Genomic DNA, 25,020 nt, shown 5'->3' with positions numbered 1-25,020 from the left:
CCGCCTGAAGCTCCTCCCCTAATCTTCCATCCCAATGTCTGATGCCATGCCTTCCCATCTCTCCCCCGGCAGCCTACCGCACACCATGCATGCGCCTTCCGACATCTACGTCACCAAGCTCGACTACGAGCGGCTGACGCGGCTGGTGCGCCAGGAGCCGCTGGCCGGCGACGCCGGGGCCATTGCCGCACTGGAGCAGGAGCTGACCCGCGCCCACCTGGTTGATTCCTACGACATTCTGCCGGATGTCGTCACCATGAACTCGCGCATCAAGCTGCGCGATATGAACAGCCTGGACGAGCTGCAAATCACGCTGGTGTACCCGCCGGAGGCCGACGAGGCGCTGCACCGGGTATCCATCCTGAGCCGGGTGGCCATTGCCGTGCTCGGCTGCCGCCTGGGCGACAAGGTAAAGTGGCCCTCGGCCGGGGGCCTGGCCAGCTACTGGGTGGAAGCCATTTTGCACCAGCCCGAAGCCGCCGGCGACTGGCTCAGCTAAGCCGTTTAGCCGCCGCTGGCAGTTTTCATCCGGGAAGTGAAGGCGACTCTATACGGGCTGGCGGGCCAGCCACTGGCGGGCGGCAGCCAGGCCCCGTTCCGAGATTTCGTGCCCGCCCTCAAAAGGTTCGTAATGTAGACTGATGCCCAGGGTTTTTAGAAAGGCTGCGGCCTGCTCTGCGTAAAACGCGGGCAGCTTATCGTCGTGCCGGCCGTGGCTGATGAAGAACTGTACTTGCTGCACCTCGGCCGCCTGGGCGTGGCGCTGGCGCGATTCTTCCAGCAGGCGCCCGCTGAAGGCCAGCACCCCGCGTACTTGCGCCGGGTGGGTCAGGGCCACGTCGTAGGCCATGATGGCGCCCTGGCTGAAGCCCAGCAAATACACCTGGCCGGCGGGGATGCCGTAGCGGGCCGTGGCCTCGCCGATGAAGTTGAGCAGCAGTTGCTGCCCGGCCAGCTGCTGGGCCTGATTGAAAACAGGCTTGCCGGAGGAAAAATCAACCTCATAGAAGCCGAAAGCAACGGGGCCCAGCACCAGCGGTGCGCGCACCGACAGCACGAGCGTGTGTGCGTCGGCCAGCTGCTCGCCCGCGGGCAGCAGGTTCAGCTCGTTGCCGCCCACGCCGTGCAGCAGCAGCAGCAACAGGCGCTGGGCCCCGGCAATCTGAGCCGGATTTACCAGCCGGTAGGCCAGGGGTAAATCGGTGAACAGCGGAGGCGGCGTGGCGGTAGCGGGAGTCATGAATGTGGTTAACAGATTTGTAGAAAGACGAAGGAGATAGAAAGACGAAGGAGACCAAGCCGGCTCCGCGAACAGCTTACTTCCGGAGCTACGCCTCGGCGCGGAGCAGCAGGCGTATGCCCCACGGGTCGGTCACCATGGGTCCTTCGGGAGTGGCGGCCACCGGGTAGCCGGCCTGCTCGAGGCGCTGCGCCGCGGCGTCGCGGCTGCCGGCATCGGGCAGCCACAGCTCCCAATGGAGCAGGCGTGCGTCTTCGTCGGTCGCGGCGGGCGAGCCGGCGGCCCACACGTTCAGGCCCAGGTGGTGGTGGTAGCCGCCGGCCGACACGAACAGCGCGCCCGGCAGGCTCCAGGTCACCACGTCGAGGCCCAGGGCCTGGTGGTAGAACGCCGCGGCCTCCGAGAGGCTGCCGGTGTAGAAGTGCAGGTGGCCGATGGTGGTGCCCGCTGGCAGGCCCTGCCACGGGGTGGTGCCGGCAGCCTGCATGACGCCGGCCACGTCGAGCGGGTCGAGGGCCGATTGAACTTCGCCTTCGGCGCTTACAAGCCATTCGCTGCGGGGCCGGTCGCGGTACACTTCCACCGTGAAGCCGTCGGGGTCGGTGAGGTAGGTGGCTTCGCTGTAGAGGTGGTCGGAGGAGCCCACGTGCACGCCCTGCGCATGGGCGTGCCGCAGAAAGCGGCCCAGGTCGGCGCGGGTGGGCAGCAGCACGGCGAAGTGGTAGATGCCCAGGCGGCCTCGCCGCGGTACCGGCCGCGCCCCGGGCTGCTCGTAGAGGGCCACCAGCACCTCGCTGCTGCCGGCCACGCCGAGCTCGGCCGCGTCGGCCTGGCCATTGGCGGAGGAAACGCGGCGCAGCAGCTCAAATCCCAGCACGCTTTGGTAAAAGACCAGGGACCGGTCAAGGTTTGCCACGGTCAGGTGCACCGTGCCGATGCGGATGGCGGCCGGCAACTCTTGAGCGGGGTGCTGCCCGATGCGCTCGGCCGGCAGCGAAGAATAAGGAAGTGAGGTCGTTTGCATGGTAAGGTTTAACGGAAAGCAGCCGGATAAGTCACCGCCTGCTCCCGGGTAAGTACGATGCAAAGGTCCGGCCTTCCGGCAGGTGGGCGCATTATCCTAGGATAAGAAAGCAGCAGCCCACGGGGGTTCTTTCGTCCTCAGAACCCGGGCAGTGCTACTACCGGCCCAGGCGGGTTTGCCGGCGCACGCGGCTCAACGACTCGGGCGTGATGCCCAGGTAGGAGGCGATAAAATGCTGGGGCACGCGCTGGGCAATGCCGGGGTACTTGCGCAGAAAGTGCTGGTACTTCTCGCTAGCCGTCTGGCTCAACGAGCCGTTGATGCGCTCCTGCAGGGCCACGTAGCGGCTTTGCATCAGCAGCCGGAAGTAGCGCTCGAAGACGGGAAACCGCACGTAGATGGTTTCCATGTCGGCCTGGGCCAGCAACAGCAGCTGCGCATCTTCCAGGGCGTCGATGTTCATCGTGCTGGGCTGCTGGGTGAGCCAGCTGTAGATGTCTGAAATCCACCAGTCTTCGGGCGCAAACTGCAGGGTGTGCTCCTGGCCCTGGGCCGTGAGCGAGTAGCTGCGCAGGCAGCCCTGCGTCACGAAGGCCAGGTGCGTGCAGGGCTCGCCGGCCTGCAGCAGGTGCTGGCGCTTGCGCAGCGCCAGGGGACGCAGGTAGCCCTGGAAGAGGGCAAAGTCGGCGTCGGTGAGGGCGACGCGCGCCTGCAAGTGGGCCCGTAGGACGTGGTACTCAGCAGCAATGGCCATGCGATGAAGGTACTGGAATCATCGGGTTTGCCCCTGCGCCCGGCCTGGTTCAGTAGCACGAGGCGCTACCTTGCTCAACCGTTGGTCTCGCCGGTGCAGTGGGCGAGGCAGCGGTTTAACGGCCTGACTGGCTCAATAATTAGGAGCGATTTTAATGAACGTAATCTATTGGACGGATTTAATCGGGACCGGCGTATTTGCCATATCCGGGACGCTGGCGGCTTTGCACAAGAAGAAAGACCACGACATCCTCACGCTTTTCATCTTCGCGTTTGTCACGGCTACGGGCGGCGGCACCCTGCGCGACGTCCTGATAGATGCGTACCCGGTGGCCTGGATTAGCGACGCCAACTACCTGATTGTCATCATCGCCGGCGTGGTCATCGCCGTTGCCTGCCGCCGCTGGTGGCTGGGCATTCTTCAGCGGCCCCTGCTGGTGTTCGACACGCTCGGGATTGGCATCTTCACCATTCTGGGCCTGGAGAAGGCCTTGATGGCGGGCGTGAATACCTGGGCGGCCGTCTTGCTGGGCATCGTTTCGGCGCTTTTTGGCGGCGTCATCCGCGATACGCTGGCCAATGAGGTACCGCTGGTCTTTGAGCGGCAGCTCTACGCCACGCCCTGCCTGACCGGCGCCATTCTGTACGTCGTGGGCCTTTCCCTGCAGCTGGACCCGACCGTGAATTTCCTGCTGGCGGCGGGCGTGATAACGGGCTTTCGGCTGCTGGCCGTGAAGAAAGGCTGGTCGTTGCCGCCCATTCGGGGGTAAAGCAAGCTGCGGTTTTCACCGTTGGCAACCCAACCACCGGCCTGTTTGGCCGGACGCGGGCCCGCTAGCTGTTGCCGTACATGTTCGACTCGCCGCCGTCGATGGCAATGGTCTGGCCGTTGAGGTAAGAGGCGTCTTCGCTGAGCAGAAAGGCCACTACTTTGGCCACTTCCTCGGGCAGGCCGAGGCGGTGGGTGGGGTTGCGCTGGGCGTATTCGGTTTCGGCTTTTTTGGGGTCGGTGGGGTTTATCTCCCGGAAGGCTTCGGCCACCATGGGCGTCAGAATGGCCCCCGGGGCAATGGCGTTGGTCACGATGCCGTGGCGGCCGTACTCGAGGGCCGCGTTTTTGGTCATGCCCGATACGGCGTGCTTGCTGGCCACGTAAGCCATCTGGTGGAGCACCCCACGGATGCCCCCACCGACGACACGTTGACGATGCGGCCGTAGCCCTGCTGCTGCATCACCGGAATCACGTAGCGCATGCCGTAGTACACGCCCATCAGGTTGATGTCGATGACCTTTTTGAATACCGCCACGTCGTAGTCGACGAGGCTGGCCTGCTTGCCCTCGATGCCGGCGTTGTTGTAGAGCCCGTCGATGCGCCCGAAGGCTTTGACCGCGGCTGCCACGTAGTTTTTTACGGCCTCTTCATTGGATACATCGGCCACGAACGTCTCCATGCGCGCGTTCGGAGCCTGTGTGGCAAGCTGCTGCCGGGCCGTGGCCAGGCTTTGCTCGTTGTAGTCCACCAGCAGCAGGTTGGCGCCGTGGGCGGCCAGTTCCTGAGCAGCGGCCAGACCCAGGCCCATCGCAGCGCCCGTGATAATGATGGATTTCCCCTGGAAAGAACTCATCGGAAGGTGCAGTTAAAGGGTGAAAAGATGGGGTGCGGATAATCCATCAATATACCAATTATATAGGTTATTGGCAAGCAAAATTGGGCCGTCAGGAGGGGCGCCTGGGCGCGGGGAGTAAGGAGTCGGCAACTTTCCCTTAACTTGTTGCCAACTACTTTACCCTCACCTTTTTTGCAATCATGAATAAGCTCCTCTTTCCGTTGGTGCTCGCCGTGGCGCTTGCGGCTCCCGCCGCTGCCGCTACCAGCACCGCGCCCGCCGCCGCGGTGGCCCGCAAGCCCACGCCCGAACCCTACACACTGCAGCCACAACTGAGCTCGTTGGGCTGGCTGGCCAAAAAGTAACCGGCCAGCACAACGGCACCATCCAGTTTCAGAGCGGCCAGGTGCTGGTGAAAGGCAGCCAGATTGTGGGCGGCACGTTCGTGGTGGATATGGCTTCGATGAAGGACGAGGACCTTACCAGCGCCGAGTCCAACGCCAAGCTGGTGGGCCACCTAAAATCAGACGACTTCTTCTCCGTGGAGAAGCACCCCACCTCCACGTTCGTCATCACGAGCGTAAAACCGCTCAGGGGCGATGCCAGCGGCAACAATGCCACCGTCACGGGCAACCTCACCATTAAAGGCATCACCAACCCGCTGAGCTTCCCGGCCAAGATTGGCGTGAAAAACGGCGTGGCGGCCGCCAGCGGCACGGCCACCATCGACCGCACCAAGTACGATATCCGCTACCGTTCCAAGTCGTTCTTCGAGAGCATCGGCGACAAAGCCATCGACGACACCTTCAGCCTGACCTTCAACGTCATCGCCAAGGCCGAGGGCGTGGCCCAGCGCTAAGGGCGGGTTTGGATTATTGTTTGGCCGTTGAAACGAAGTAGAGACGCAATATTTTGCGTCTCGTCGTTGAACGATGGGAGAACGACACCCACGCGGCGCCCACGACGAGACGCAAAATATTGCGTCTCTACTTCGTTTCAGCCAACCCCAACGGCTTCCCAGGACAGCTGCTCCTACTACAAAAACGGCTCTGCTCCTTGGGCAGAGCCATTTTTGTGCAACCCGTACCGGTGGCATAACGCGCCACGATAAAGCCCAGCGGGCCACAACGGCGAATTGAAATGATAGTAATACTATCAAAGTCGAAAGCTTGTGTATCTTTGCGGCGTTTCTGAGCCCATCTATTACTGGCTACCATGATTACTTCGCTTCGTATAGAACTAAACGACAAGCTGTTTCTGCGCGACCCGCAGGACACCGACCTGGGACGCCGCCTGGTAGCCGAAAGCATCCGGCTAATCGATGAAATCGGGTTTGAGCAGTTTACCTTCAAGAAGCTGGCGCTGCGCATCGAGTCCACGGAGGCGTCGCTGTACCGCTATTTTGAGAACAAGCACCGGCTGCTGGTGTACCTGGTGAGCTGGCACTGGGCCTGGCTCAGCTACCAGATTCGGTTTCATACCCACAACGTGCCCGATGCCCGCGAGCGGCTGCGCCTGACGCTGAGCATCCTCACCCGCGCCCACCAGGACGACCCCAGCACCACCCAGGCTCGACGAAGCGGCTCTCTACCGCATCGTGGTCAGCGAAGCCTCCAAGGCCTACCTCACCAAGGAAGTAGACGAGGACAACCGGGCCGGTTTTTCCGGGAGTACAAGCGGCTGGCCGCGGGCATCGTGGCCGTGGTGCAGGAAATCAACCCCGCCTACGCCCACCCACACGCGCTGGTGAGCACCCTGCTGGAGGCCGCGCGCAAGCAGCTCTTCTTTGCCCAGCACCTCCCCTCCCTCACCGACGCGCCCGTGGCCGGGGCGGAAGACGCCCTTTACAGCTTTCTGGAGCACGTGGCTTTCGCGGCCCTCGACCACCAGGGCTCAAACAAATAGTCTGCCGCCTGTTTTTCTGCAAACCCGACAACCTGATTTCCTATGGCAGCTACGGCCTCTTTGCTCACCCCCACCCAGCGCTTGTTCCGGCTGCTCACCGCCGAACGGCGCGACATCGGCTACTTGTATGTCTACGCGGCCCTGACGGGCCTCATCAGCCTGACGCTGCCGCTGGGCGTGCAGTCGGTTATTGGCTTCGTGAGCAGCGGGGCCGTCAGCACCTCGCTGGTGGTGCTCATCGGCTTTATCGTGCTGGGCACCTTGCTGGTGGGCGCGCTGCAGGTGATGCAGGTGTATTTGGTCGAGTTCATTCAGCAGCGGCTGTTTGCGCGGGTGGCCCTGGACTTTGCCGTGCGCCTGCCGCGGGTGCGCACCGAGTCGCTGGACGGGCAGTACCTGCCGGAGCTGATGAACCGCCTGCTCGACGCGCCCACCCTGCAAAAGGGCTTGGCCACGCTGCTGATTGAGTTTTCGGCCGCCGCCCTGCAAATCCTGTTCGGGCTGCTGCTGCTCTCGTTCTACCACCCCATTTTCATCGGTTTCGGCGTGCTGCTGGTGGCCCTGCTGGCCCTCATGATTCGCGTAACCGGGCCCAAGGGCCTGAGCACCAGCCTCACCGAGTCGAAGTACAAGTACCGCGTGGTGGCCTGGCTCGAAGACGTGGCCCGCACGGTGCAAACCTTCCGCCACCCGCCCCGGCAGGAAATGGCCCTGAGCCGCACCGACGACCTGGTGGAAGGCTACCTGGTGGCCCGCCAGAAGCACTTCAGCGTGCTGCTCACGCAATACTGGGGGTTCGTGGCTTTCAAAACGCTCATCACCGCCGCGCTGCTCATCATCGGCTGCTGGCTGCTTTTGAGCAAGCAAATCAACATCGGCCAGTTCGTAGCGGCCGAAATCGTCATCATCCTCACCATCAACGCCATCGAGAAGGTATTGCTGAAGCTGGACGTGGTGTACGACGCCCTCACCTCACTAGATAAAATCGGCCATGTGCTCGACCTGCCCGTGGCCGGCCCCAGCTCCACCACCGGCCTCACGCTGCCCACCACCACCCAGGGCCTGAAAGTGGAGCTGCGGCACCTGGGCTACGCCTACCCTCACGCCCGCAAGCCGGCCGTGGGCGACGTCTCGCTGACGCTGCAGCCCGGCGAGCACGTGGGCCTGACTGGGTTCGACGGCTCGGGCAAAACCTCGCTGCTGCGCGTGCTGGCGGGCTTACTGGAAGGCCACACCGGCCTGGTGGCCTACGACGGCCTGGCCCTGCAGGACCTGACGCCCGAGGCCCTGGGCCTGGCCGTGGGCGACAACATTGCCCACCAGAACCTGTTCGAGGGCACCATTCTGCAGAACCTGACCTTGGAGCAGGCCCACCTCTCGCCCGACGACGTGGCCTGGGCCCTGGAGCTGGTGGGCCTGCGCGACCACGTGTACGCCCAGCCCCAGGGCCTGGGCACGCCCCTGGGTGTGGGCACGCCGCTGCCCGACAGCACGCGCCAGAAGCTGCTGCTGGCCCGCGCCCTGGTGCGCCGCCCGCGCCTGCTGCTGCTTGACGGCTTTTTGCCCGGCGTGGAGCCGGCCGAGCGCCACCGCATCCTGCGCCGCCTGCTGGACCCCACCCAGCCCTGGACGGTGCTGCTGGCCAGCAGCGACCCGCGCGTGCTGGCCCTGTGCCCGCGCCTGGTGGTGCTGCGCGAGGGCGAGTGGTGGCCGACGGTACCTACGCCGACGTGGTGCGCCAACCCGAGCTGCAGCCCCTGCTGGCCGAGTAACGACAGCTAATCCGCCTTCCCGAACGGTCTTTAATTGCCTGAATAGACATGCCTTTCGCCGAAAACCCTTTAGATGAGACCCACCCGCTCACGAGCCGCTTCCGCTCGTACCGGCGCGTGCAAACCCCGCACGTGGGCCGCACGCTGGCGCGCTGGGCCGCGGGGCTGGGCCTGCTGGTGTTCCTGGCCGGCTTCCTGCCCTGGACGCAGAACATCCGCTCCACCGGCAAGCTCACCACGCTGCGCCCCCAGGACCGGCCCCAGACCGTGCCCAGCACCCTGGCCGGCCGCATTGCGCACTGGCACGTGCGCGAAGGCCAGCGGGTGAAGCGCGGCGACACGCTGGTGGAAATTGCCGAAATCAAGGAGAAGTACTTCGACCCGCAGGCGGTGGCCCGCACCCGCGAGCAGTTGGAGGCCAAGCAGGCGTCGCTGGGGGAAAACCAGGCCAAAAACCAGGCGCTGAAGTCGCAGCAGGCCGCCCTGCGCACCTCCCTGCAGGTAAGCCTCGACAAGGCCCGCAACAAGGTGAAGCAAAGCCGCCTGAAAGTGAACTCCGACGAAGCCGAGCTGCGCGCCGTGCGCAACGACTACGCCATTGCCGAGCGGCAGCTGGCGCGGCAGGAAGAACTCTACAAGCAAGGCCTGAAGTCCCTGACCGAGCTGGAGCAGCGCCGCCTCAAGTTCCAGGAAAGCACGGCCAAGCAGCAGTCGTCCGAAAACAAGCTGGCCGCCAGCCGCCAGGAATTGAGCAACGCCCAGGCGGAGCTGGCCTCGCTGGCTGCCGAATACCAGGACAAGCTGGCCAAGAGCGAATCGGACCGGCGCTCGGTGACGGCCTACCAGTACGACACCGAAGGCCAGATTGCCAAGATGCGCAACGAGCTGGCCAACCTGAGCATCCGGGCCGGCTACTACCAAATCACGGCCCCGCAGGACGGCTACGTGGTGCGCGCCCTGAAGGAGGGCCTGGGCGAGATGGTGAAGGAAGGCGAGCCCGTGGTGACGGTGATGCCCGACGCCCCGCAGCTGGCCGCCGAGCTCTACGTGCAGCCCATGGACGTGCCGCTGCTGCGTGTGGGCCGCAAGGTGCGCCTGCAGTTCGACGGCTGGCCGGCGCTGGTGTTTAGCGGCTGGCCGGGCACCAGCTTCGGCACGTTTGGGGGCGTGGTGGCCGTTATCGACAACATCGACAGCCAGGGCCAGTACCGCGTGCTCGTGACGCCCGACCCCGCCGAGGAAGCCTGGCCCAAGCCGCTGCGCGTGGGCTCGGGCGTGTACGGCTGGGCCCTGCTCGACGACGTGCCCATCTGGTACGAGCGTGGCGGCAGCTGAACGGCTTCCCGCCGAACTACGTGGGCGAGCCCGGCAGCGAGAAAAGCGACAAGTCTGCCAAAAAAGGGAAAGCCATCACCAAAGCCGACGAGGAAGACGCCAAATGAAAGCGAACCTAAGAATTGGGCTACTGGCGGTTGTGCTGCTTTTGGCCGGCTCCCTCGGGGCGCGGGCCCAGGTGCCGCGCACAAAGCCGGCCCCCGCTGCGGTGCCGGCCGGGCAAACCAGTGCGGCCGACACCAGCCAGCAATTCTCCCTCGCCGACCTGCTCACCTACGTGACGCAGCGGCACCCCGTGGCCCGGCAGGCGGCGCTGCTGCCCGAGCGGGCGCAGCAGGAAGTGCGCTTTGCCCGCGGCTTGTTCGACCCCGCTGCCAGCAGCAAGTATTACGGCAAAACCCTGGGCGGCAAGGAATACTTCCACGATTGGGACACCCAGCTGCGGGTGCCACTCTGGTTCGGGGCCGATGTGAAAGCGGGCTTTGAGCGCGGTACCGGGCCCTACGTGAACCCCGAAAACTACACGGCGCCCGCGGGGTTGAGCTACGTGGGGATATCGGTCCCGCTGGCCCAGGGGCTGCTGATGGACGAGCGGCGGGCGGCCGTGCGCCAGGCCCAGGCCCTGCAGGGCCTGGCCGAAGCCGAGCGCCGCGCGGCCCTCAACAAGCTGGTGCTGCAGGCCGCCAAAGACTACTGGGACTGGGCCCTGCACCACCAGCGCCGCGAGCTGCTCCGCCAGAATGTGGCCCTGGCCGACGTGCGCTTCCGGGCCGTGCGGGAGCGGGTGCGCCTCGGCGACTTGGCCGCCATCGACTCGGTAGAAGCCCTCACGGAGCTGCAAAACCGCCAGGCCGCGCTGGTGCAGGCCCAGGTGCAGTGGCAAAACGCCACCCTGCTGCTCAGCAACTACCTCTGGGACGAGCAGCAACAGCCCCGCGAGCTGCCCGCGGCCGTGCGGCCGCAGCCGCTGCCCGGCCCCGGCGCCTGGCTGGCCCTGCCCGCCGACTCGCTGGCGGCCCTGGCCGCGCGGGCCCGCCAGCTTCACCCCGACCTGCAGAAAAGCCGCGCCAAATTGAGCCAGCTGGGCGTAGAGCGGCGCATGCTTGGCAACAAGCTGCTGCCCAAGCTCACCCTCGACTACAACCTGCTGCAGGCCGGGGCCCCGTTTAGCCCCGAAACCGGAGCCAGCCTGGGCAGTGCCTACCTGCAGAACAACTACAAGCTGGGCGCCAGCTTTGCCTACCCCCTGCTGCTGCGCCAGGAGCGCGCCAAGCTGCAGCTCAACCGCCTCAAGCAGCGCGAAACCGAGCTGGATTTGCAGCAGGACACCCGCGCCATCGAGACCGGTGTGCGCACTGTAGCCAACGACTGGGAAGCCCTGCGCGAGCAGCTGCGCCTGCAGGAGCAGGTGGTACTCAACGCCGAGCGCCTGCGCCGGGGCGAGCAGATTCGCTTCGAAAACGGGGAAAGCTCGGTGTTTCTGCTCAATGCCCGCGAGGCCTCGCTGGTGACGGCCCGCGTGAAGCTGGCCGAGCTGCAGGCCAAGTATGCCCAGACCCAGGCCACCATCCGTTGGGCAGCGGGCGGAGGCGTGGAGTAGGCTTGTCCCCGTTGCCTTCTGCTTCCTCAGTCGCTCGCCCCCGGAAACAAAACCTCGGCGATTAATTTCCAACCCGGTAATTTGCCGGCCCATGCGCCAGGGGGCCGCAAGCGCCTGCGCGTTTGAAGAGCCCCGTTTGCCCTCGCTGGGGTGGCCGGGGCTCTTCCACAACAATCATCAGCTCACCACCTCCGATACCCGCCACATGCCCGTCCTCAGCTTTTCCGCCGGCTATTTTTCCTTGAAGAAAGCCGGCCAAACCCTCACCGTGCTCTGCCTTTGCTTGCTGTGGCAGGTTGCCCAGGCCGAAGAAATCAAGTCGCCCAACGGCAAGCTCACGCTCACGTTCTCACTGCAGAATGATGGCGTACCCACTTACCGCCTCACCTTTAAGGGCCGCGACGTCATCAAAACCAGCAAGCTTGGGCTGGAGCTGAAAAACGCGCCGGGGCTCACCAGCGGCTTTGCCGTGGCCGACAGCAAGCAGCGCAAGTTTGACGAGAGCTGGCAGCCGGTGTGGGGCGAGGTGAAAACCATCCGCAACCACTACAACGAACTGGCCGTGACCTTAAAGCAGGCCGCTACCGACCGCACGGTGCGGGTGCGCTTCCGGGTGTTCGACGACGGCCTGGGCTTCCGCTACGAGTTTCCGCGCCAGCCCAAGCTCGACTACTTCACCATCAAGGAAGAGCGCACGCAGTTTGCCCTGGCCGGCGACCACAAGGCCTTCTGGCTGCCCGGCGACTACGACACGCAGGAGTACAGCACGGTCACGTCGAAGCTCTCGGAGGTGCGCGGCAAAATGAAAGCCGCCGTGACGGGCAACGCCTCGCAGACCACGTTCTCGCCCACCGGCGTGCAAACCCCGCTCATGCTCAAAAGCCAGGACGGGCTCTACATCAACATCCACGAGGCGGCGCTGATAGACTATTCCTGCATGCACCTGGAGCTCGACGACAAGACCTTCGTGCTCGAATCGCACCTCACGCCCGACGCCGTAGGCGACAAGGGCCTGATTCAGACGCCGGCGCTCTCGCCCTGGCGCACGGTCATCGTCAGCGACCGGGCCGGCGACATTCTGCAGTCCAAGCTGGTGCTCAACCTCAACGAGCCCACCAAGTTCAAGGACACCTCCTGGATAAAGCCGGTGAAGTACGTGGGCGTGTGGTGGGAGATGATTACGGGCCGCAGGCTCGTGGTCGTACACCAACCAGGACAACATCAAGCTCGACTCCATCGACTACAAGCAGGTGAAGCCCAACGGCACGCACGCCGCCAACACGGCCCACGTGAAGGAGTACATCGATTTCGCCGCCCTGCACGGCTTCGACGCGGTGCTGGTGGAAGGCTGGAACGTGGGCTGGGAAGACTGGTTCGGCAAGCACAAAGACTACGTGTTCGACTTCGTGACGCCCTACCCCGATTTCAACGTGCCCGAGCTGCAGCAATACGCCGCCGGCAAGAACGTGAAAATCATCATGCACCACGAAACCAGCGGCTCGGTGCGCAACTACGAGCGGCACCTGGATTCGGCCTTTCAGTTCATGAACAAGTACGGGTACAACGCCGTGAAAACCGGCTACGTGGGCGACATCGTGCCGCTGGGCCACCACCACTACGACCAGTGGCTGATTAACCACTACAACTACGTGCTGGAGAAAGCCGCCGAACACAAAATTATGGTGAACGGCCACGAGGCCGTGCGCCCCACTGGCCTCTCGCGCACCTACCCCAACCTGATTGGCAACGAAGCCGCCCGCGGCACCGAGTACGAGTCGTTTGGCGGCAACAACGCCGACCACACCACCATCCTGCCCTTCACCCGCCTCATTGGGGGCCCGATGGACTACACGCCGGGCATCTTCCAGACCAAAATCAGCGCCCTCAACCCCAAAAACAATTCCTTCGTGCACAGCACCCTGGTGCGGCAAATGGCGCTGTACGTGACCATGTACTCGCCCCTGCAGATGGCGGCCGACCTGCCCGAACACTACAACCAGCACCTCGACGCCTTCCAGTTTATCAAGGACGTGGCCGTGGACTGGGACGACACGAAAGTGCTCGAGGCCGAGCCCGGCGACTACATCACCATGGCCCGCAAAGCCAAAGGCAAAAGCAGGCGGTTTATCGGTAGCACCTGTGATGAGCAGGGCCGCACCTCCAACATCAAGCTCGACTTCCTGGAGCCCGGCAAAAAGTACGTGGCCACCATCTACGCCGACGCCAAGGACGCCCACTACGAAAAGAACCCGCAGGCCTACACCATCCGCAAAGTGAACGTGACACGCAAGACCAAGCTGGCTCAATATTGCGCGCCCGGCGGCGGCTACGCCATCAGTATTTTCGAAGCTCCCAAGGCGAAATAAGGGCCGCTTTCGGGCAACCCCGCTTCTTCGGCAGTTCAAGAAATGTCGGCAATGCCACTGGCTTTAGGAGGTTCTTTGTCTCTTTGGAAGCTTGAGAAGCTTCGGCCACGCAAGCTTCTTGAGCAGAGCCGGCAAAATGCTTTTGAAGCTTCTCCCCTTTGCTCGCCGGCAACGCCCAAACCTTAGGCGACCATCTGGGGCTCGACTGGCGGCGCAGGCGCCGGAACCGGCAGACAAATCGTGAATTCGGTAAACCGCCCTACTTCCGACACGACGGTGAGGTTGCCGCCGTGCGAATGGGCCACGATGTCGTAGCTCAACGAGAGGCCCAGCCCGGTGCCTTCGCCGGGTGGCTTGGTGGTAAAGAAGGGCTGGAATACTTTGGCTTGCAATTGCTTGGGAATGCCCGTGCCGTTGTCGCGCACCCGGATTTCCACGGCCTGCCCGGCGGCTGGGTGGCCGGTGCACACCGTCACGGTGGGCTCGTAGCCGGGGGCTCGTGGGCGGCCGTGGCCTCGCGCTGGCGCTGGCGCACGGCGTACAGGGCATTGGCGCACAGGTTGAGCAGCACCCGGCCCAGGTCCTGGGCTACCACGGCCACGGGGCCCAGCCGGGGTCGAGCTCGGTGCGCAGGGTGGCGTGGAAGGCGGGGTCCGACGCGCACAGGTTCTGGTAGGCCAGCGCCAGCGACTCCTTCACCAGCGCATTCACGTCGGTGGGCGCCCGCTGGGCCGAGCCGTGGCGGGAGTGCTCGAGCATGCTCTTCACGATGGACGAGGCCCGCTGGCCGTGCTCCCGGATTTTTCCTGGTTGAGCTGCAGGTCCGTGGCCAGCGCCCGCAGCGCCTCCTGGTCGAGCACCGGCCGGGCCGCTTCCGTCTGCAGCTCGGCCGACAGCTCGGCGCTCACGGCGGCGAAGTTGGCCACGAAGTTGAGTGGGTTTTGCAGGCTCGTGGGCAATGCCGGCGGTGAGCTCGCCCAGAAAGGCCATCTTCTCGCGGCGCATGAGCTGGTCCTGGGCCGACTTCAGGCTGGCCAGGGCGGCGCGCAGGGCGTCGCGCTTGGCGGCAATGCGGGCGTTCCAGGCAAAGAGCTGCCGGTTGGCCTGCTGCTTGAGGCGGATGTTGCGCCAGAGCAGCAGCAGCACCGGCACGGCCCCAATCAGGGCGGCCAGCAGCCACTGCTGGCGACGCTGGGCGGCGGCCTGCCGCTCGTGCTCGGCCAATTCCTGCTGGCGCAGCCGCTCGTTCAGGCTCAGCATCTGCACCTGGCCCATCTTGGTGAGTCCAAACAAAGTGTCGCGGGTGGCGCTGGCCAGGGTCAGGTACCGGAAGGCCGTGGCCGTGTCGCGCCGCGCCGCATGGGACGCCGCCAAAAACTGGCTGGCTTCGAGAATGCCTTTGGGGTACTCGCCCTGCTGCCCGGCGGCCAGGGCCTGCCCCGCGCAGTAGAGCGCCGAATCGGTCCGGCCCTGCCGCTGAAACAAGCGCGCCTGCCCCAGGTAGGCCCGGCACAGCGCGAAGGTGATGCCCCCGCCCTGGGCCCGCCGAATGCTCTGGCGGTAGTAGCCCTGGGCCACGCGCGGGTTGCCTAGGGCAGCGTACACGTTGCCCAGCATGGCCACATCGCCTACTTCGCTGGTCAGGTCGTGCTCCTGCAGGTCGAGGGCGTAGCCTTTCTCGAGGTAAATCAGGGCCGAATCCAGCAGGTGGAGCTGCTGGTAGGCGTTGCCGATGTTGCCCATCACGCGGGTGAGCAGCTTGGTGTTCCGGCTTTTTCGGCCACGGCTTTGGCCCGGAAGAAATAGCCCAGCGCGGGGCGGCTGTTGTGCTGTTCCCAGTAGAGGTAGCCCAGCGCGTTGAGGGCCCGCCCCAGCAGCTCAGGGTCGTGCAGCGCCTCGGCGGCGTGCAGGCCCCGCAGCCCCACCTGCAGCGCGGCCGGGTAGTTGCCGGCTTCCCGAAACCCCGACCCCAGCCGCACCAGGGCCCAGCCCTCGCCCCGCCGATACCGCAGGCGCTGAGCCAGCTGCAGCGCCTGCTTGCCGTAGGCAATGGTGGCCAGCGGGTCGGTTTGGGTAAGTTCGTACGCCAGCTGCGACAGCAGCAGCACACGGGTGGTATCGGGCGGGGCCGCTGCCAGCTGGCGGCGCAGGCGGGCCACTGACTCCGGAAGTGGCCGGGCCGTGCCCGCGGGCCCAGGAGCCAGGCAACAAAGCAAAAGCACGAAAACCGTTGTCATCGCAAAAAGCAGAAGCACTCGCGGCGGCAAAATGGCCGTCCAGGAAGGCCCCACTACCCCGCTCGCGTGCCGTGCCTGGCCTCGAGCCACGGTAGCCTGGCTCCCGCGTTTGGCCCGCCGTACCCCGCCCCGCTGCCAACGGGGAAGCCCACGTGCCGGACACTACGCGACAACACTTGTAATATACTCATTAAATCGCAAATAACTACCGACGTGTCAAATCATTGCCCCGCCATACAGTGGGCGAACTACAGTCGCCCTTGGGGGCAAACACGGTTCCGGTTTATGGCACTGCCTGTTCTGCATAGTTCTGGCACCCATCCGCAGGGTGGTGCGGCCCCATAACCCCACCCACTCCAGACCAAAAACAGGGACCGAACCGCTGCCTTGCCCTCCCCCACTTTCGCAACCGCTGTTTCGGATTAGCTTCTGCCAGATGCTGGAACATTCCAGCAAAAGCACACCCGCCTACTCCACTGGTTTACCCCGGCCATGCCGAACCCTTCGTCCCAAAATACCCGCGAGGAGCTGAACACCGCTAAGCAGGCTGACCTCGACAACGTGGGAGCCCTGAAAATTGAGCCGAATTGAGCTGAAGGAGCTTGCTGCTTTCGCATAAAAAAGCCCCGACCTCTGAGCGAGGCCGGGGCTTTTTAAGGCTGGAAATTACCGTGCTGCTACTTCGTGCGCACTGCAATTTCTACGCGGCGGTTTTCCTGGCGGCCGCTGGCGGTGGCGTTGGTAGCGGTGGGATTGGTCTCGCCCATGGGCTCCACGCTCACGCGGGCGGCGTCGATTTTACCCTTGGATACCAGGTAGTTCTTCACAGCTTCGGCCCGCTGCTCGCTGAGCTCTTTGTTGTAATCCTTGGAGCCGCGCGAATCGGCAAAGCCCATCACGCGCACCTGGCTTTTGCCGAAGCGCTGGCCAATGGAGGCGGTAATCTGGTCCAGGGCCGCGGCGGCGCCCGGCTTAATCGTTGCCTTGTCGGTATCAAACAGCACCGTTTCGTCTACGCTGTACACGTTGTAGGTGTCGTCGCCGCGCACCGTTACGCCGGTCTGGGTGATTTCCTTGTATTTCACGTCGGCCAGCTTGGCTTTGGTCATGTCCCAGGTATTATCAACGGCGGCGCCGGCCGGCTGGCCACGTCGCCTACGGTGCGGCCGTCGCGCGTCATCACGGCGGTGTCCTGGCCGGCTTCTACTAGCTGGTCTTTGGTTTCAGAGTGCTTGGTTTCGCAGCTGGCCAGCAAGGCTACGGCTGCCATCAGGGAAAGGAGGTGCTTGTTCATGGGAAGGAAGAATGTGAATACTATGATTTTACCGTTTACGGCTCAACTCGCCCGATGTTTTAGATTGAGCTACCGGGCAGCTGCCCGGCTTTGCAGGGGTGAGCTGTGTATCCCTTTTGGCCGGGCAGCCCACCCGCCGGGAATCTTTGCCGCGGGCCGCCTTTTCATCTCCGGCCCGGGTTGTCGGTAGTCCTTTAAGGCACAGGGGCTAGCATAAGCAGAGCGGTAGAAGTTCGTTGAGCTATGTTGCTGAAACCGTTTCCTGGCAGGAACTTGCACGTACCCGGGCCTGTAGCAAGGCTAGATTTAAGTATCATGACCAAGACCTTCCTGCCCTTGCGCTTCGCCGCGCTTGCCCTCTCTCTGCTGCTGGGCGCCTGCCAGAACGAAACGGTTGAGCCCGCCTCTCTTTCCGAACACCTCACCCTGGGCAACCCCAGCGGTGCCACCGCCGACGCGGCTCAACCCACCAACTACCTGCTCAGCAAGCCGCAATACGCCCTGAGCTACCACCGCGACCGCGGCATTCCAAACTGGGTGAGCTGGCGCCTGAGCAGCGACTGGCGCGGCCCCGCCGCCCGCCAGGACGATTTCCGCCCCGATGCCACCCTGCCCGCCGGCTGGTACCAGGCAACGGCCAGCAGCTACAGCGGCTCGGGCTTCGACCGCGGCCACCTCTGCCCCTCGGCCGACCGCACCCGCACCGTGGCCGACAACTCGGCCACGTTCCTGATGACCAACATGACGCCCCAGGCGCCGCGCCTCAACCAGCAGACCTGGGCCAGCCTGGAAGAATACTGCCGCACGCTTGCCAACCAGGGCAACGAGCTCTACATCGTGGCCGGGAGCTACGGCCGCGGCGGCACCGGCACCAACGGCTACGCCACCACCCTCGACGAGGGCCGCGTAACGGTGCCGGCCCGCTGCTGGAAAGTAATTGTGGTGCTGCCCGCCGGCGCCGACGACGCGGCCCGCGTGAACAACGGCACCCGCATCATTGCCCTGAACACGCCCAACAACAATAGCCTGAGCACCAGGCTGGGACACGTACCGCACCAGCGTCGACGCCATTGAGGCCGCCACGGGGCTGGATATTCTCTCCGCAGTGGCTCCGGCCGTGCAGCAAGTGGTGGAGGCCCGCGTCGACAACGGCCCGACGAACTGAGGAGTATAAAACCCTAAGAAGCCGTTTGGGTTAATTTCTGGCCTTTGAATCGAGGTAGAGGCGCAACGTATTGTGTTTCGTCGTGGGCGCCGCATGCGTGTTGTTCAACGACGAGACGCAAAATAGTGCGCCTCTACCTCATTCCAGCGAGTCAGCTCAACGGGGCGCACCCACCTTTTGAGCGGCACATCAGGCCTACTCGCTACCTGCCTTCCTATGGGCGGCGCGTTGCCTCGACGGTGCTTACCTTCGTAGTCATACCGATTTTATTCTATGAGTTTGCCGAATAATTTAATTCCAGCCGACGACGATGCCCGCTTGCAGGCCCTGGGGCGCTACCAGCAATTGAGCAATCTGGGGGAGCCCTTATTTAATGGTGGTGCGCGTCGCCGCCAAACTATTTAACGTTCCCATAGCCCTGGTTTCGCTGGTGGAGGAGCACTCGGTCAGCTTCCCGGCCAACGTGGGCTTGCCCGAAGCCGAGCGGGTGGCCCGCAACATCAGCATGTGTTCGGTGGCCATTCTGCAGGACGAGACCACCGTTTTTGCCAACCTCACGGAGCAGCCCTGCACCCTCACCGACCCGTTTCTGGTGCGGGCCCTCAACCTGCAGTTCTACGCGGGCCACGCCCTGCGCACCGCCGACGGCTATGCCATTGGCACGCTGTGCGTTATCGACCGCCAGCCGCGCGCCTTTTCGGCCAATGAAGAGGCCTTGCTCGCCTCGCTGGCGGCCGTGGTGATGCAGGTATTTGAGCTGCGCGCCGCCATGGCCGAAGACCTCTCGGTGGCCCCTGCGCTCTGGGAAGCCATTTACGCGCGCATCGAGCCTTCGCTCCTGCGCATCAACACGTTGGCCGAGCTCACCAAGTGGGAAGAAACGCTCGACACGGAGGCCGCCCTGGCCTACCGCGTCTCGCAGTACGAAGAAGCCACGCACATCGCCGACACGCTCCAGCAGGAAATGAGCGCGGCCCTGGTGCGGCTGGTGGCGTAGCGGGCCCAACCCGGGCCGCGGCACCGGCGCGGTGCTTGAGGTTTCCTGCCCGGGCGGCATGACCAAAGTCACTGCCCGGCATGATAGATATCAGGGCAAAAATGGGCGCTGGAATGGAATCTTTGCTGATTCCTGTCGCCCGCTTTTGGGGCGGGCGCTGCGGTGCCCGAACGGCTTGCAAACGGGAAAAACCACCGGCTTGCCCCGATACCTATCTCGCATTTTTCCTCCTGCCCCATGCCTACGCACACTGCCATCCTGGCCGCGGACGAACGCCTGGCCGACACCGACATCCGGGAGGCGGTGCTGCGCTTATTCAAGCTCAAGAAGGGCGTGAGCGCGCGCCTGCTCGAAGTGAGCTGCCGCGAGGGCATTGTGGAGCTCACCGGCTTCACCGACAGCCTGCTGTCCCGCGAGCGGGCCGAGGACATGGCAAAGGCCGTGCGCGGCGTGCGCGGCGTCATCAACGAAATCAGCATTCACACCCCGGACCTGCCCGACGCCGAGCTCCAGCGCCGGGTGGAGCTGGCCCTGCTGCAGGACCCGGCCACCTGCGGCTACCCGGTGCACTGCCACGCCCACGACGGCGAAATCACGGTGGAAGGCACCCTGCAATCGTGGGCCGAAGAGCAGTTGGTGCTGCAGGTGCTGAGCAGCGTGCCCGGCGTGCGCGAGCTCAACAACCGCCTGCGCGTGGGGCAGACCGGCCCCAAAAACACCGACCAGCAAATCACCACCCAGATACAGGAGTTTCTGGCCTGGGACATCCGCGTGAAAAGTGCCCTGGTGAAGGTGCGCACCCACGAAGGCGTGGTGCACCTGTCGGGCATGGTGGGCACGGCCGCCGAGCACGACCACGTGGTGGCCACCGCCTACGTGGCCGGCGCCACCCGCGTCGACGCCCACAACCTGTACGTGGACCACTGGGCCCAGGACAAAGAGCTGCGGCAGGAAAAGTTTGCCCCCAAAGCCGACGCCGACGTGGCCCAGGCCATCCGGGACGTGCTGCGCTTCGACCCCCGCGTGGAAGACGAGGCCGTGAAGGTGCACGTGCGCGACGGCGTGGTGACGCTGCTCGGGGACGTGAGCAACCTGCGCGCCCGGCACGCGGCCGGGCAGGACGCCGCCAACGTGGTGGGCGTGGGCGTGGTGCACAACCTGCTGCAGGTGCGCGTGCTGCACCCCTCGCCCGATGCCTCCATCCGAGAGCGCGTGCAAGCCGCCCTGACCAACGACGCTTACCTGAGCCGCTTTCATTTCTCGGTGGAAGTGACCGAGGGCCGGGCCAGCCTGCGCGGCACCGTCGATTCGCACTTCGAGCAGGAACGGGCCGAAGAAGTGGCCAGCGGCGTGAGCGGCGTGGTGGACGTGGTGAACTTCGTGCAGCTGTTTGCCGCCGTGCTCGACCCCGTGGCGCCGAAGCTCTCGGTGGAGGAGGCCGGCCATTCGGCCGCGCCGCTGGGCCGCGTCGCGCCCGACGACCAGCTCGAGCAGCGCATCCGCACGCACTTCTACTGGTCGGCGCGGCTGCACGACCAGGACATTGACATCAGCGTGCGCAACGGCCGCGTCAGCCTCACCGGCACCGTGGACACCTGGGTGGACCGCCGCCAGGCCGCCGCCGAAGCCTACGCCTGCGGGGCCCTCGACGTGAACAACCACCTGCACCTGCCCGCACCCCGCTAGCCGCCCGGCCTTCTTCCTGCCCCATGCCCTGCTTTCTGCATTTCCCTCATGCCAACCCCTACTCCCCCGGCTCCATTCGGGCTTACCTTGTGGGTGGCGGCATCGCCTCCTTTGCCGCGGCGGTGTTTCTCATCCGCGACGGGCAGGTGCCGGGCGCCAACATCCACATCTATGAGGAAGCCCCCATGGCCGGCGGCAGCCTCGACACGGCCGGACAGGCCGAGCAGCCCGAGCTGGGGTACGTGCTGCGCGGGGGCCGCATGCTCAATTTCAGCTACTTCTGCACTTACGACGTGCTGGCCACCATTCCCTCGCTCACGCGCAAAGGCAAGTCAGCTTACGACGACATCGTCGAATTTGACCGGCAGATAAAGACGTACGCCCAGGCGCGCCTGGTGAACAGCGGGGGCTACATTCTTGACGTAACCTCGCTGGGCCTCACCGAGCCCGAGCGCCTGGAGCTGGTAGAGCTCATGGGCACGCCCGAGCCCGAGCTGGGCACCAAGCGCGTCGACACGTGGTTCAAGCCCGGCTTTTTCCGGACCAACTTCTGGCTGATGTGGGCCACCATGTTTTCCTTCCAGCCCTGGCACAGCCTCGTGGAGTTCAAGCGCTACCTGCTGCGCTTCGTGCACGAGTTTCCGCGCCTCGGCACGCTGGCCGGCACCGACCGCACGCCCTTCAACCAGTTCGACTCGGTGGTGCTGCCCATCATGTCCTGGCTGCGGGAGCAGGGCGTGCAGTTCCACATGGGCTGCCAGATAACCGACCTGACCTTTGCGCCAAACCCCGAAACGAAAACAGTGGTGGCCATTCGCTACCTGCACAACCAGCTGCCCGAAACCCAGACCGTGCAGCCCCAGGACCTGGTGCTGATGACCAACGGCTCGATGGCGTCCAACACCACGCTGGGCTCGATGAAGGCCGCCCCATCGGTGAACACCACCCGGGTAGACGGGGCCTGGAACCTGTGGAAAACCGTGGCCCGCAAGTACCCCGACTTTGGCCGGCCCCACGTCTTCAACGGCCGCCCCGACGAGTCCACCTGGGAGTCGTTTACGGTCACCTGCCAGGGCACCCAGTTTTTCGATTTGATGGCCAATTTCTCGGGCAACAGTGCCGGCACCGGGGCCCTGGTTTCGCTCGTGGACTCGAGTGGCTGCTGTCGGTGGCGCTGCCCTACCAGCCGCACTTCCCCAATCAGCCCGCCGACGTGACCGTGTTCTGGGGCTACGGCCTGTTTCCGGACCGGGTGGGCGACTACGTGAAAAAGAAAATGTGCGACTGCACGGGCGAGGAAATCCTGACCGAAGTACTCCACCACCTGCACTTCACCGAGCAGCTGCCGGCGCTGGTGGCCGCCGCCAACTGCATTCCGTGCCTGCTGCCTTTCATCACCAGCCCGTTTCTGACCCGGACGGCCGGCGACCGGCCGGCGGTGGTGCCCAAGGGCTCGACCAATTTCGCCTTCCTGGGCCAGTTCACCGAAATCCCCGACGACGTGGTGTTCACCATCGAATACTCCGTGCGCTCGGCCCAGATGGCGGTGTACGAGCTGCTAAAGCTCGACAAAGCGCCGCCGCCCGTCTACAAAGGCCAGCACGACGTGAAGGTGCTCTACCACGCCATGAAAGCCCTGAACCGTTGAGCCCCCTCCTGCCCCACCTTACCAGCAACCGCCCCGGCTATTCCAACACTTTTCACCTCTCCTTTTCCTCCTGCTTATGACTCCTGCCATTGTTGTACTTACCGACACCCTGACCGCGCCCGACCGCGCCCTGGCCTACGCCACCGAACTGGCCGCGCCGCTGCAGGCCCACGTGGTGCGCGTGCACGCCAACCACGACGAATTCCTTTCGTCCGCTGCCGCTCACTCCTGGGCTTCGTCGCGCCGCCAGGCTGCGCCGGCCCTGCCCACGCAGGTGCAGGTAGCCGAAACATTTCTCACGGGGGCCGCGGCCGAGCTCATACGCCAGCAGGAGCCGGAACTGATGATAATGGCGCGCCCCGACCCGACCGACGAGCTGGAGGAAGCCGTGAGCGCCGCGGCCCTAAACCTGCTGCGCGTTGCGCCTTATCCCCTGCTGCTGGTGCCCACGGCGGGCTGGGGCAACGTTCTGCCGCGCCGGCTGGCCCTGGCCGTGGATGGCCGGGATTTCCACGTTGACCACCATCACGGCATTGTGCGGCAGCTGCTCGAGCGCCTGCCCGCCCGGCTCACCGTCGTGCACGTCACCGACGAGACCAACCCGGACGCCGTGATTGGGCACCGCGCCCAGTTCTCGGTGTGCCACAGCGGCCTGGTGCACGTGCCCGAAGGCAGCCCCCGCAAAATCGTGCATCAGGCCGACGTAGCCGAGGGCATCCTGCAGGGCGCGGCCGAGCTCGACGCCGACCTGCTGGTGCTCATCGTGCGCCACCACCGGCGGCTCGGCAGCCTGTTTGCCAGCAATAGCGTGACGACCCGGGTCATAAACGAAAGCCTGATTCCGGTCCTGCTCCTGCCCTCGCTGGACTAGCCGCCCCACCTCGGCGAGCGCGGGTTGGGCTGAAAAAAACAACTCCTTAAAAGTTGAGCTGGAAAGCTAGAACGAAGTAGAGACGCAACATTTTGCGTCTCGTCGTGTGCACCGCGTGGGTGTCGTTCAACGAAGAGACGCAAAATATTGCGTCTCTACCTCAGTCCAAAAACCAAAAAAACCAAACCCGCTCTTACCCTTTTTTGCGGTGCTCCGGGATTTCGCCCAGCTGCCGGCCCTGCTCTCGTCCAAAGCGCAGGTGCTTGGCGTGCCCGATAACCTGAGCTGAATAAATGCCGGTGTGGCCCGAAAACAGGTAGGCCGCGGCGCACGCCAGCCCCAGGTACACGCCCGCGTGGGCCCCAAAGAGCTCCAGCCCCATGAAGGTGCAGGCCAGCGGGGTATTGGCCGCGCCCGCGAATACCGCCACGAAGCCCATGGCTGCCAGCAGCGCCACCGGCAGCGGCACCACCAGCGCCAGCGCCGAGCCCAGCGCCGCCCCGATAAAGAACAGCGGCGTGACCTCCCCGCCCTTGAAGCCGCAGCCCAGCGTGAGGGCCGTAAGCAGCAGCTTGAGCAGAAAATCCTGCGGCGGCAGCGGAGCCTGAAATGCCGCCACAATGGTGGGGATGCCCAGCCCAATGTACTTAGTGGTGCCCAGCGCGGCCACGGCCAGCGCCACCAGCACGCCGCCCACCACGGGCCGCATCGGCGGATAGGCAATGCGCTTGAAAACGTGCCCGACCTGGTGCGTGAGCGTGGCAAAGCCGCGGGCCGTGAGCCCAAACAAAATGCCGCAGCCTACCGTGAGCAGCAGCCCGCCCGGCGAGATGGGCGGCACCTCCAGCTGCGGGTAAGCCGTGTGGCCCACGCCCCAGGCCTTGGTCACAAGGTCGGCCGCGACGGCCGCCAGGAAGCTCGGCACAATGGCGTCGTAGCGAATTGAGCCAATCAGAAATACTTCGAGCCCAAAAACCGCCCCGGCCAGCGGCGTGCCAAACACCGACGCAAATCCGGCGCTGATGCCCGCAATGAGCAGAATCTTACGGTCGCGGGGCCGCAGCCCCAGAAGGCGCGTGAGCTGGTCGGCCAGCGCGCCGCCCATTTGCACGGCCGTGCCCTCGCGGCCTGCTGAGCCCCCAAACAAGTGCGTGGCCAGCGTGCCAAACAGCACCAGCGGCGCCATGCGCAGCGGAATGGTGGTGCGCGGGTTGTGGATTTCGTCGATGAGCAAGTTGTTGCCTTTCACCACGCTCTGGCCCAGGTAATGGTAGCTGGCCCCGATGATGAAGCCCCCACCGGCAGCAGCCAGATAACCCAGGCGTGACTTTCACGCCAGTCCGTCACCCAATCAAGCGACAGCAGAAAAAACGCCGACGCCGACCCGACCAGCACGCCCACCACCGCGCAAATCAGCAGCCAGCGAAGCAGAAAAACCAGGTACGGCGCCTGCCCCAGCACCTCGAAACGACGACCAAAACCAGAAGAGCCAAATGCCATGAGCAGCGCAGTGAATGACC

Annotated in this window: 23 protein-coding genes and 3 pseudogenes; 14 read left to right on the top strand and 12 right to left on the bottom strand. The window is 64.7% G+C overall.

Translation table 11 applies throughout. The features are described 5' to 3' along the window. The first annotated feature begins 34 nt into the window (after window positions 1-34). Window positions 35-499 carry a GreA/GreB family elongation factor gene (locus ACFQT0_RS09630; protein ID WP_380202289.1) on the top strand — a complete coding sequence of 155 codons (465 nt, stop codon included), beginning with the start codon at window positions 35-37 and terminating at the stop codon, window positions 497-499. A 48-nt stretch (window positions 500-547) separates the two neighbouring features. On the opposite strand, the gene ACFQT0_RS09625 is transcribed toward ACFQT0_RS09630, so the two are convergent. The 3 genes from ACFQT0_RS09625 to ACFQT0_RS09615 all read right to left on the bottom strand — a co-directional run bounded on the left by ACFQT0_RS09625 (window position 548) and on the right by ACFQT0_RS09615 (window position 3,018). Continuing rightward, window positions 548-1,240 (bottom strand): alpha/beta hydrolase, encoded by a 693-nt coding sequence (locus tag ACFQT0_RS09625; RefSeq protein ID WP_380202287.1) that lies wholly within the window; start codon window positions 1,238-1,240, stop codon window positions 548-550. Between the two features lie 88 nt (window positions 1,241-1,328). Next, window positions 1,329-2,264 carry a VOC family protein gene (locus tag ACFQT0_RS09620; protein WP_380202285.1) on the bottom strand — a complete coding sequence of 312 codons (936 nt, stop codon included), beginning with the start codon at window positions 2,262-2,264 and terminating at the stop codon, window positions 1,329-1,331. Between the two features lie 157 nt (window positions 2,265-2,421). Beyond that, complete coding sequence (locus tag ACFQT0_RS09615) at window positions 2,422-3,018, bottom strand: Crp/Fnr family transcriptional regulator (protein WP_380202283.1); 597 nt, start codon at window positions 3,016-3,018, stop codon at window positions 2,422-2,424. Between the two features lie 154 nt (window positions 3,019-3,172). Between ACFQT0_RS09615 and ACFQT0_RS09610 the strand changes: the two genes are divergently transcribed. After that, window positions 3,173-3,787, top strand: a complete 615-nt coding sequence (locus ACFQT0_RS09610; protein WP_380202281.1) for a trimeric intracellular cation channel family protein — start codon at window positions 3,173-3,175, stop codon at window positions 3,785-3,787. A gap of 64 nt (window positions 3,788-3,851) precedes the next feature. Here the strand turns inward: ACFQT0_RS09610 and ACFQT0_RS09605 are convergent. Further along, window positions 3,852-4,597: pseudogene (locus ACFQT0_RS09605) on the bottom strand (SDR family oxidoreductase). 227 nt (window positions 4,598-4,824) lie between these two features. On the opposite strand from ACFQT0_RS09605, the gene ACFQT0_RS09600 reads away from it, so the two are divergent. The 7 genes and pseudogenes from ACFQT0_RS09600 (at window position 4,825) to ACFQT0_RS09570 (ending at window position 13,602) form a co-directional block, all read left to right on the top strand. Beyond that, entirely contained in the window at window positions 4,825-4,989 is a 165-nt protein-coding gene (locus tag ACFQT0_RS09600; protein ID WP_380202279.1) for a hypothetical protein, read from the top strand. A 41-nt stretch (window positions 4,990-5,030) separates the two neighbouring features. Next, window positions 5,031-5,483: a YceI family protein gene (locus ACFQT0_RS09595; RefSeq protein ID WP_380202277.1), complete on the top strand. Its 453-nt coding sequence runs from the start codon at window positions 5,031-5,033 to the stop codon at window positions 5,481-5,483. A 356-nt stretch (window positions 5,484-5,839) separates the two neighbouring features. Beyond that, window positions 5,840-6,529 (top strand): TetR/AcrR family transcriptional regulator, encoded by a 690-nt coding sequence (locus tag ACFQT0_RS09590; RefSeq protein ID WP_380202275.1) that lies wholly within the window; start codon window positions 5,840-5,842, stop codon window positions 6,527-6,529. A 42-nt stretch (window positions 6,530-6,571) separates the two neighbouring features. Then, on the top strand, window positions 6,572-8,311 hold the full coding sequence (locus ACFQT0_RS09585; protein WP_380202273.1) for an ATP-binding cassette domain-containing protein: 1,740 nt from the start codon (window positions 6,572-6,574) through the stop codon (window positions 8,309-8,311). A 38-nt stretch (window positions 8,312-8,349) separates the two neighbouring features. Then, on the top strand, window positions 8,350-9,636 hold the full coding sequence (locus ACFQT0_RS09580) for an HlyD family secretion protein (protein WP_380202271.1): 1,287 nt from the start codon (window positions 8,350-8,352) through the stop codon (window positions 9,634-9,636). Window positions 9,637-9,784: 148 nt separating this feature from the next. Next, window positions 9,785-11,236, top strand: a complete 1,452-nt coding sequence (locus ACFQT0_RS09575) for a TolC family protein (protein WP_380202269.1) — start codon at window positions 9,785-9,787, stop codon at window positions 11,234-11,236. A gap of 205 nt (window positions 11,237-11,441) precedes the next feature. Further along, a pseudogene (locus ACFQT0_RS09570) lies at window positions 11,442-13,602 on the top strand (glycoside hydrolase family 97 protein). Between the two features lie 182 nt (window positions 13,603-13,784). Here the strand turns inward: ACFQT0_RS09570 and ACFQT0_RS09565 are convergent. From ACFQT0_RS09565 to ACFQT0_RS09540, 6 genes are all read right to left on the bottom strand, one after another. Further along, the gene (locus tag ACFQT0_RS09565) at window positions 13,785-14,078 is read right to left on the bottom strand and encodes a sensor histidine kinase (protein WP_380202267.1); all 294 of its coding nucleotides are present in this window, start codon (window positions 14,076-14,078) and stop codon (window positions 13,785-13,787) included. Continuing rightward, window positions 14,075-14,203 (bottom strand): hypothetical protein, encoded by a 129-nt coding sequence (locus tag ACFQT0_RS09560; protein WP_380202265.1) that lies wholly within the window; start codon window positions 14,201-14,203, stop codon window positions 14,075-14,077. The genes ACFQT0_RS09565 and ACFQT0_RS09560 overlap by 4 nt, the downstream gene beginning before the upstream one ends. After that, window positions 14,191-15,345 carry a hypothetical protein gene (locus ACFQT0_RS09555; RefSeq protein ID WP_380202263.1) on the bottom strand — a complete coding sequence of 385 codons (1,155 nt, stop codon included), beginning with the start codon at window positions 15,343-15,345 and terminating at the stop codon, window positions 14,191-14,193. Before ACFQT0_RS09555 ends, ACFQT0_RS09560 begins: the two co-directional genes overlap by 13 nt. Further along, a complete protein-coding gene (locus tag ACFQT0_RS09550) occupies window positions 15,345-15,839 on the bottom strand; it encodes a tetratricopeptide repeat protein (RefSeq protein ID WP_380202261.1) in 495 nt (164 codons plus the stop codon). Before ACFQT0_RS09550 ends, ACFQT0_RS09555 begins: the two co-directional genes overlap by 1 nt. 677 nt (window positions 15,840-16,516) lie before the next feature. Further along, window positions 16,517-16,948 (bottom strand): OmpA family protein, encoded by a 432-nt coding sequence (locus ACFQT0_RS09545; protein WP_380202259.1) that lies wholly within the window; start codon window positions 16,946-16,948, stop codon window positions 16,517-16,519. Beyond that, window positions 16,945-17,133 carry a hypothetical protein gene (locus ACFQT0_RS09540; RefSeq protein ID WP_380202257.1) on the bottom strand — a complete coding sequence of 63 codons (189 nt, stop codon included), beginning with the start codon at window positions 17,131-17,133 and terminating at the stop codon, window positions 16,945-16,947. Before ACFQT0_RS09540 ends, ACFQT0_RS09545 begins: the two co-directional genes overlap by 4 nt. Window positions 17,134-17,448: 315 nt before the next feature. Between ACFQT0_RS09540 and ACFQT0_RS09535 the strand changes: the two genes are divergently transcribed. The 5 genes and pseudogenes from ACFQT0_RS09535 to ACFQT0_RS09515 all read left to right on the top strand — a co-directional run bounded on the left by ACFQT0_RS09535 (window position 17,449) and on the right by ACFQT0_RS09515 (window position 23,500). Beyond that, window positions 17,449-18,207 (top strand): DNA/RNA non-specific endonuclease, encoded by a 759-nt coding sequence (locus tag ACFQT0_RS09535; protein WP_380202255.1) that lies wholly within the window; start codon window positions 17,449-17,451, stop codon window positions 18,205-18,207. Window positions 18,208-18,671: 464 nt separating this feature from the next. Then, on the top strand, window positions 18,672-19,295 hold the full coding sequence (locus ACFQT0_RS09530) for a GAF domain-containing protein (protein WP_380202253.1): 624 nt from the start codon (window positions 18,672-18,674) through the stop codon (window positions 19,293-19,295). A 237-nt stretch (window positions 19,296-19,532) separates the two neighbouring features. Then, on the top strand, window positions 19,533-20,981 hold the full coding sequence (locus ACFQT0_RS09525; RefSeq protein WP_380202251.1) for a BON domain-containing protein: 1,449 nt from the start codon (window positions 19,533-19,535) through the stop codon (window positions 20,979-20,981). Window positions 20,982-21,004: 23 nt separating this feature from the next. Beyond that, a pseudogene (locus ACFQT0_RS09520) lies at window positions 21,005-22,629 on the top strand (oleate hydratase). A gap of 76 nt (window positions 22,630-22,705) precedes the next feature. Beyond that, window positions 22,706-23,500 carry a universal stress protein gene (locus ACFQT0_RS09515; protein ID WP_380202249.1) on the top strand — a complete coding sequence of 265 codons (795 nt, stop codon included), beginning with the start codon at window positions 22,706-22,708 and terminating at the stop codon, window positions 23,498-23,500. A 193-nt stretch (window positions 23,501-23,693) separates the two neighbouring features. Here ACFQT0_RS09515 and ACFQT0_RS09510 read toward each other — a convergent pair whose 3' ends face one another. After that, complete coding sequence (locus tag ACFQT0_RS09510) at window positions 23,694-24,749, bottom strand: chloride channel protein (protein WP_380202247.1); 1,056 nt, start codon at window positions 24,747-24,749, stop codon at window positions 23,694-23,696. Continuing rightward, window positions 24,746-25,000 (bottom strand): hypothetical protein, encoded by a 255-nt coding sequence (locus tag ACFQT0_RS09505; RefSeq protein ID WP_380202245.1) that lies wholly within the window; start codon window positions 24,998-25,000, stop codon window positions 24,746-24,748. Before ACFQT0_RS09505 ends, ACFQT0_RS09510 begins: the two co-directional genes overlap by 4 nt. Window positions 25,001-25,020: the final 20 nt, after the last annotated feature.

It is taken from the genome of Hymenobacter humi, assembly GCF_042665855.1.
GTDB lineage: Bacteria > Bacteroidota > Bacteroidia > Cytophagales > Hymenobacteraceae > Hymenobacter > Hymenobacter humi.
This window is presented reverse-complemented; position numbering and strand designations above follow the sequence as displayed.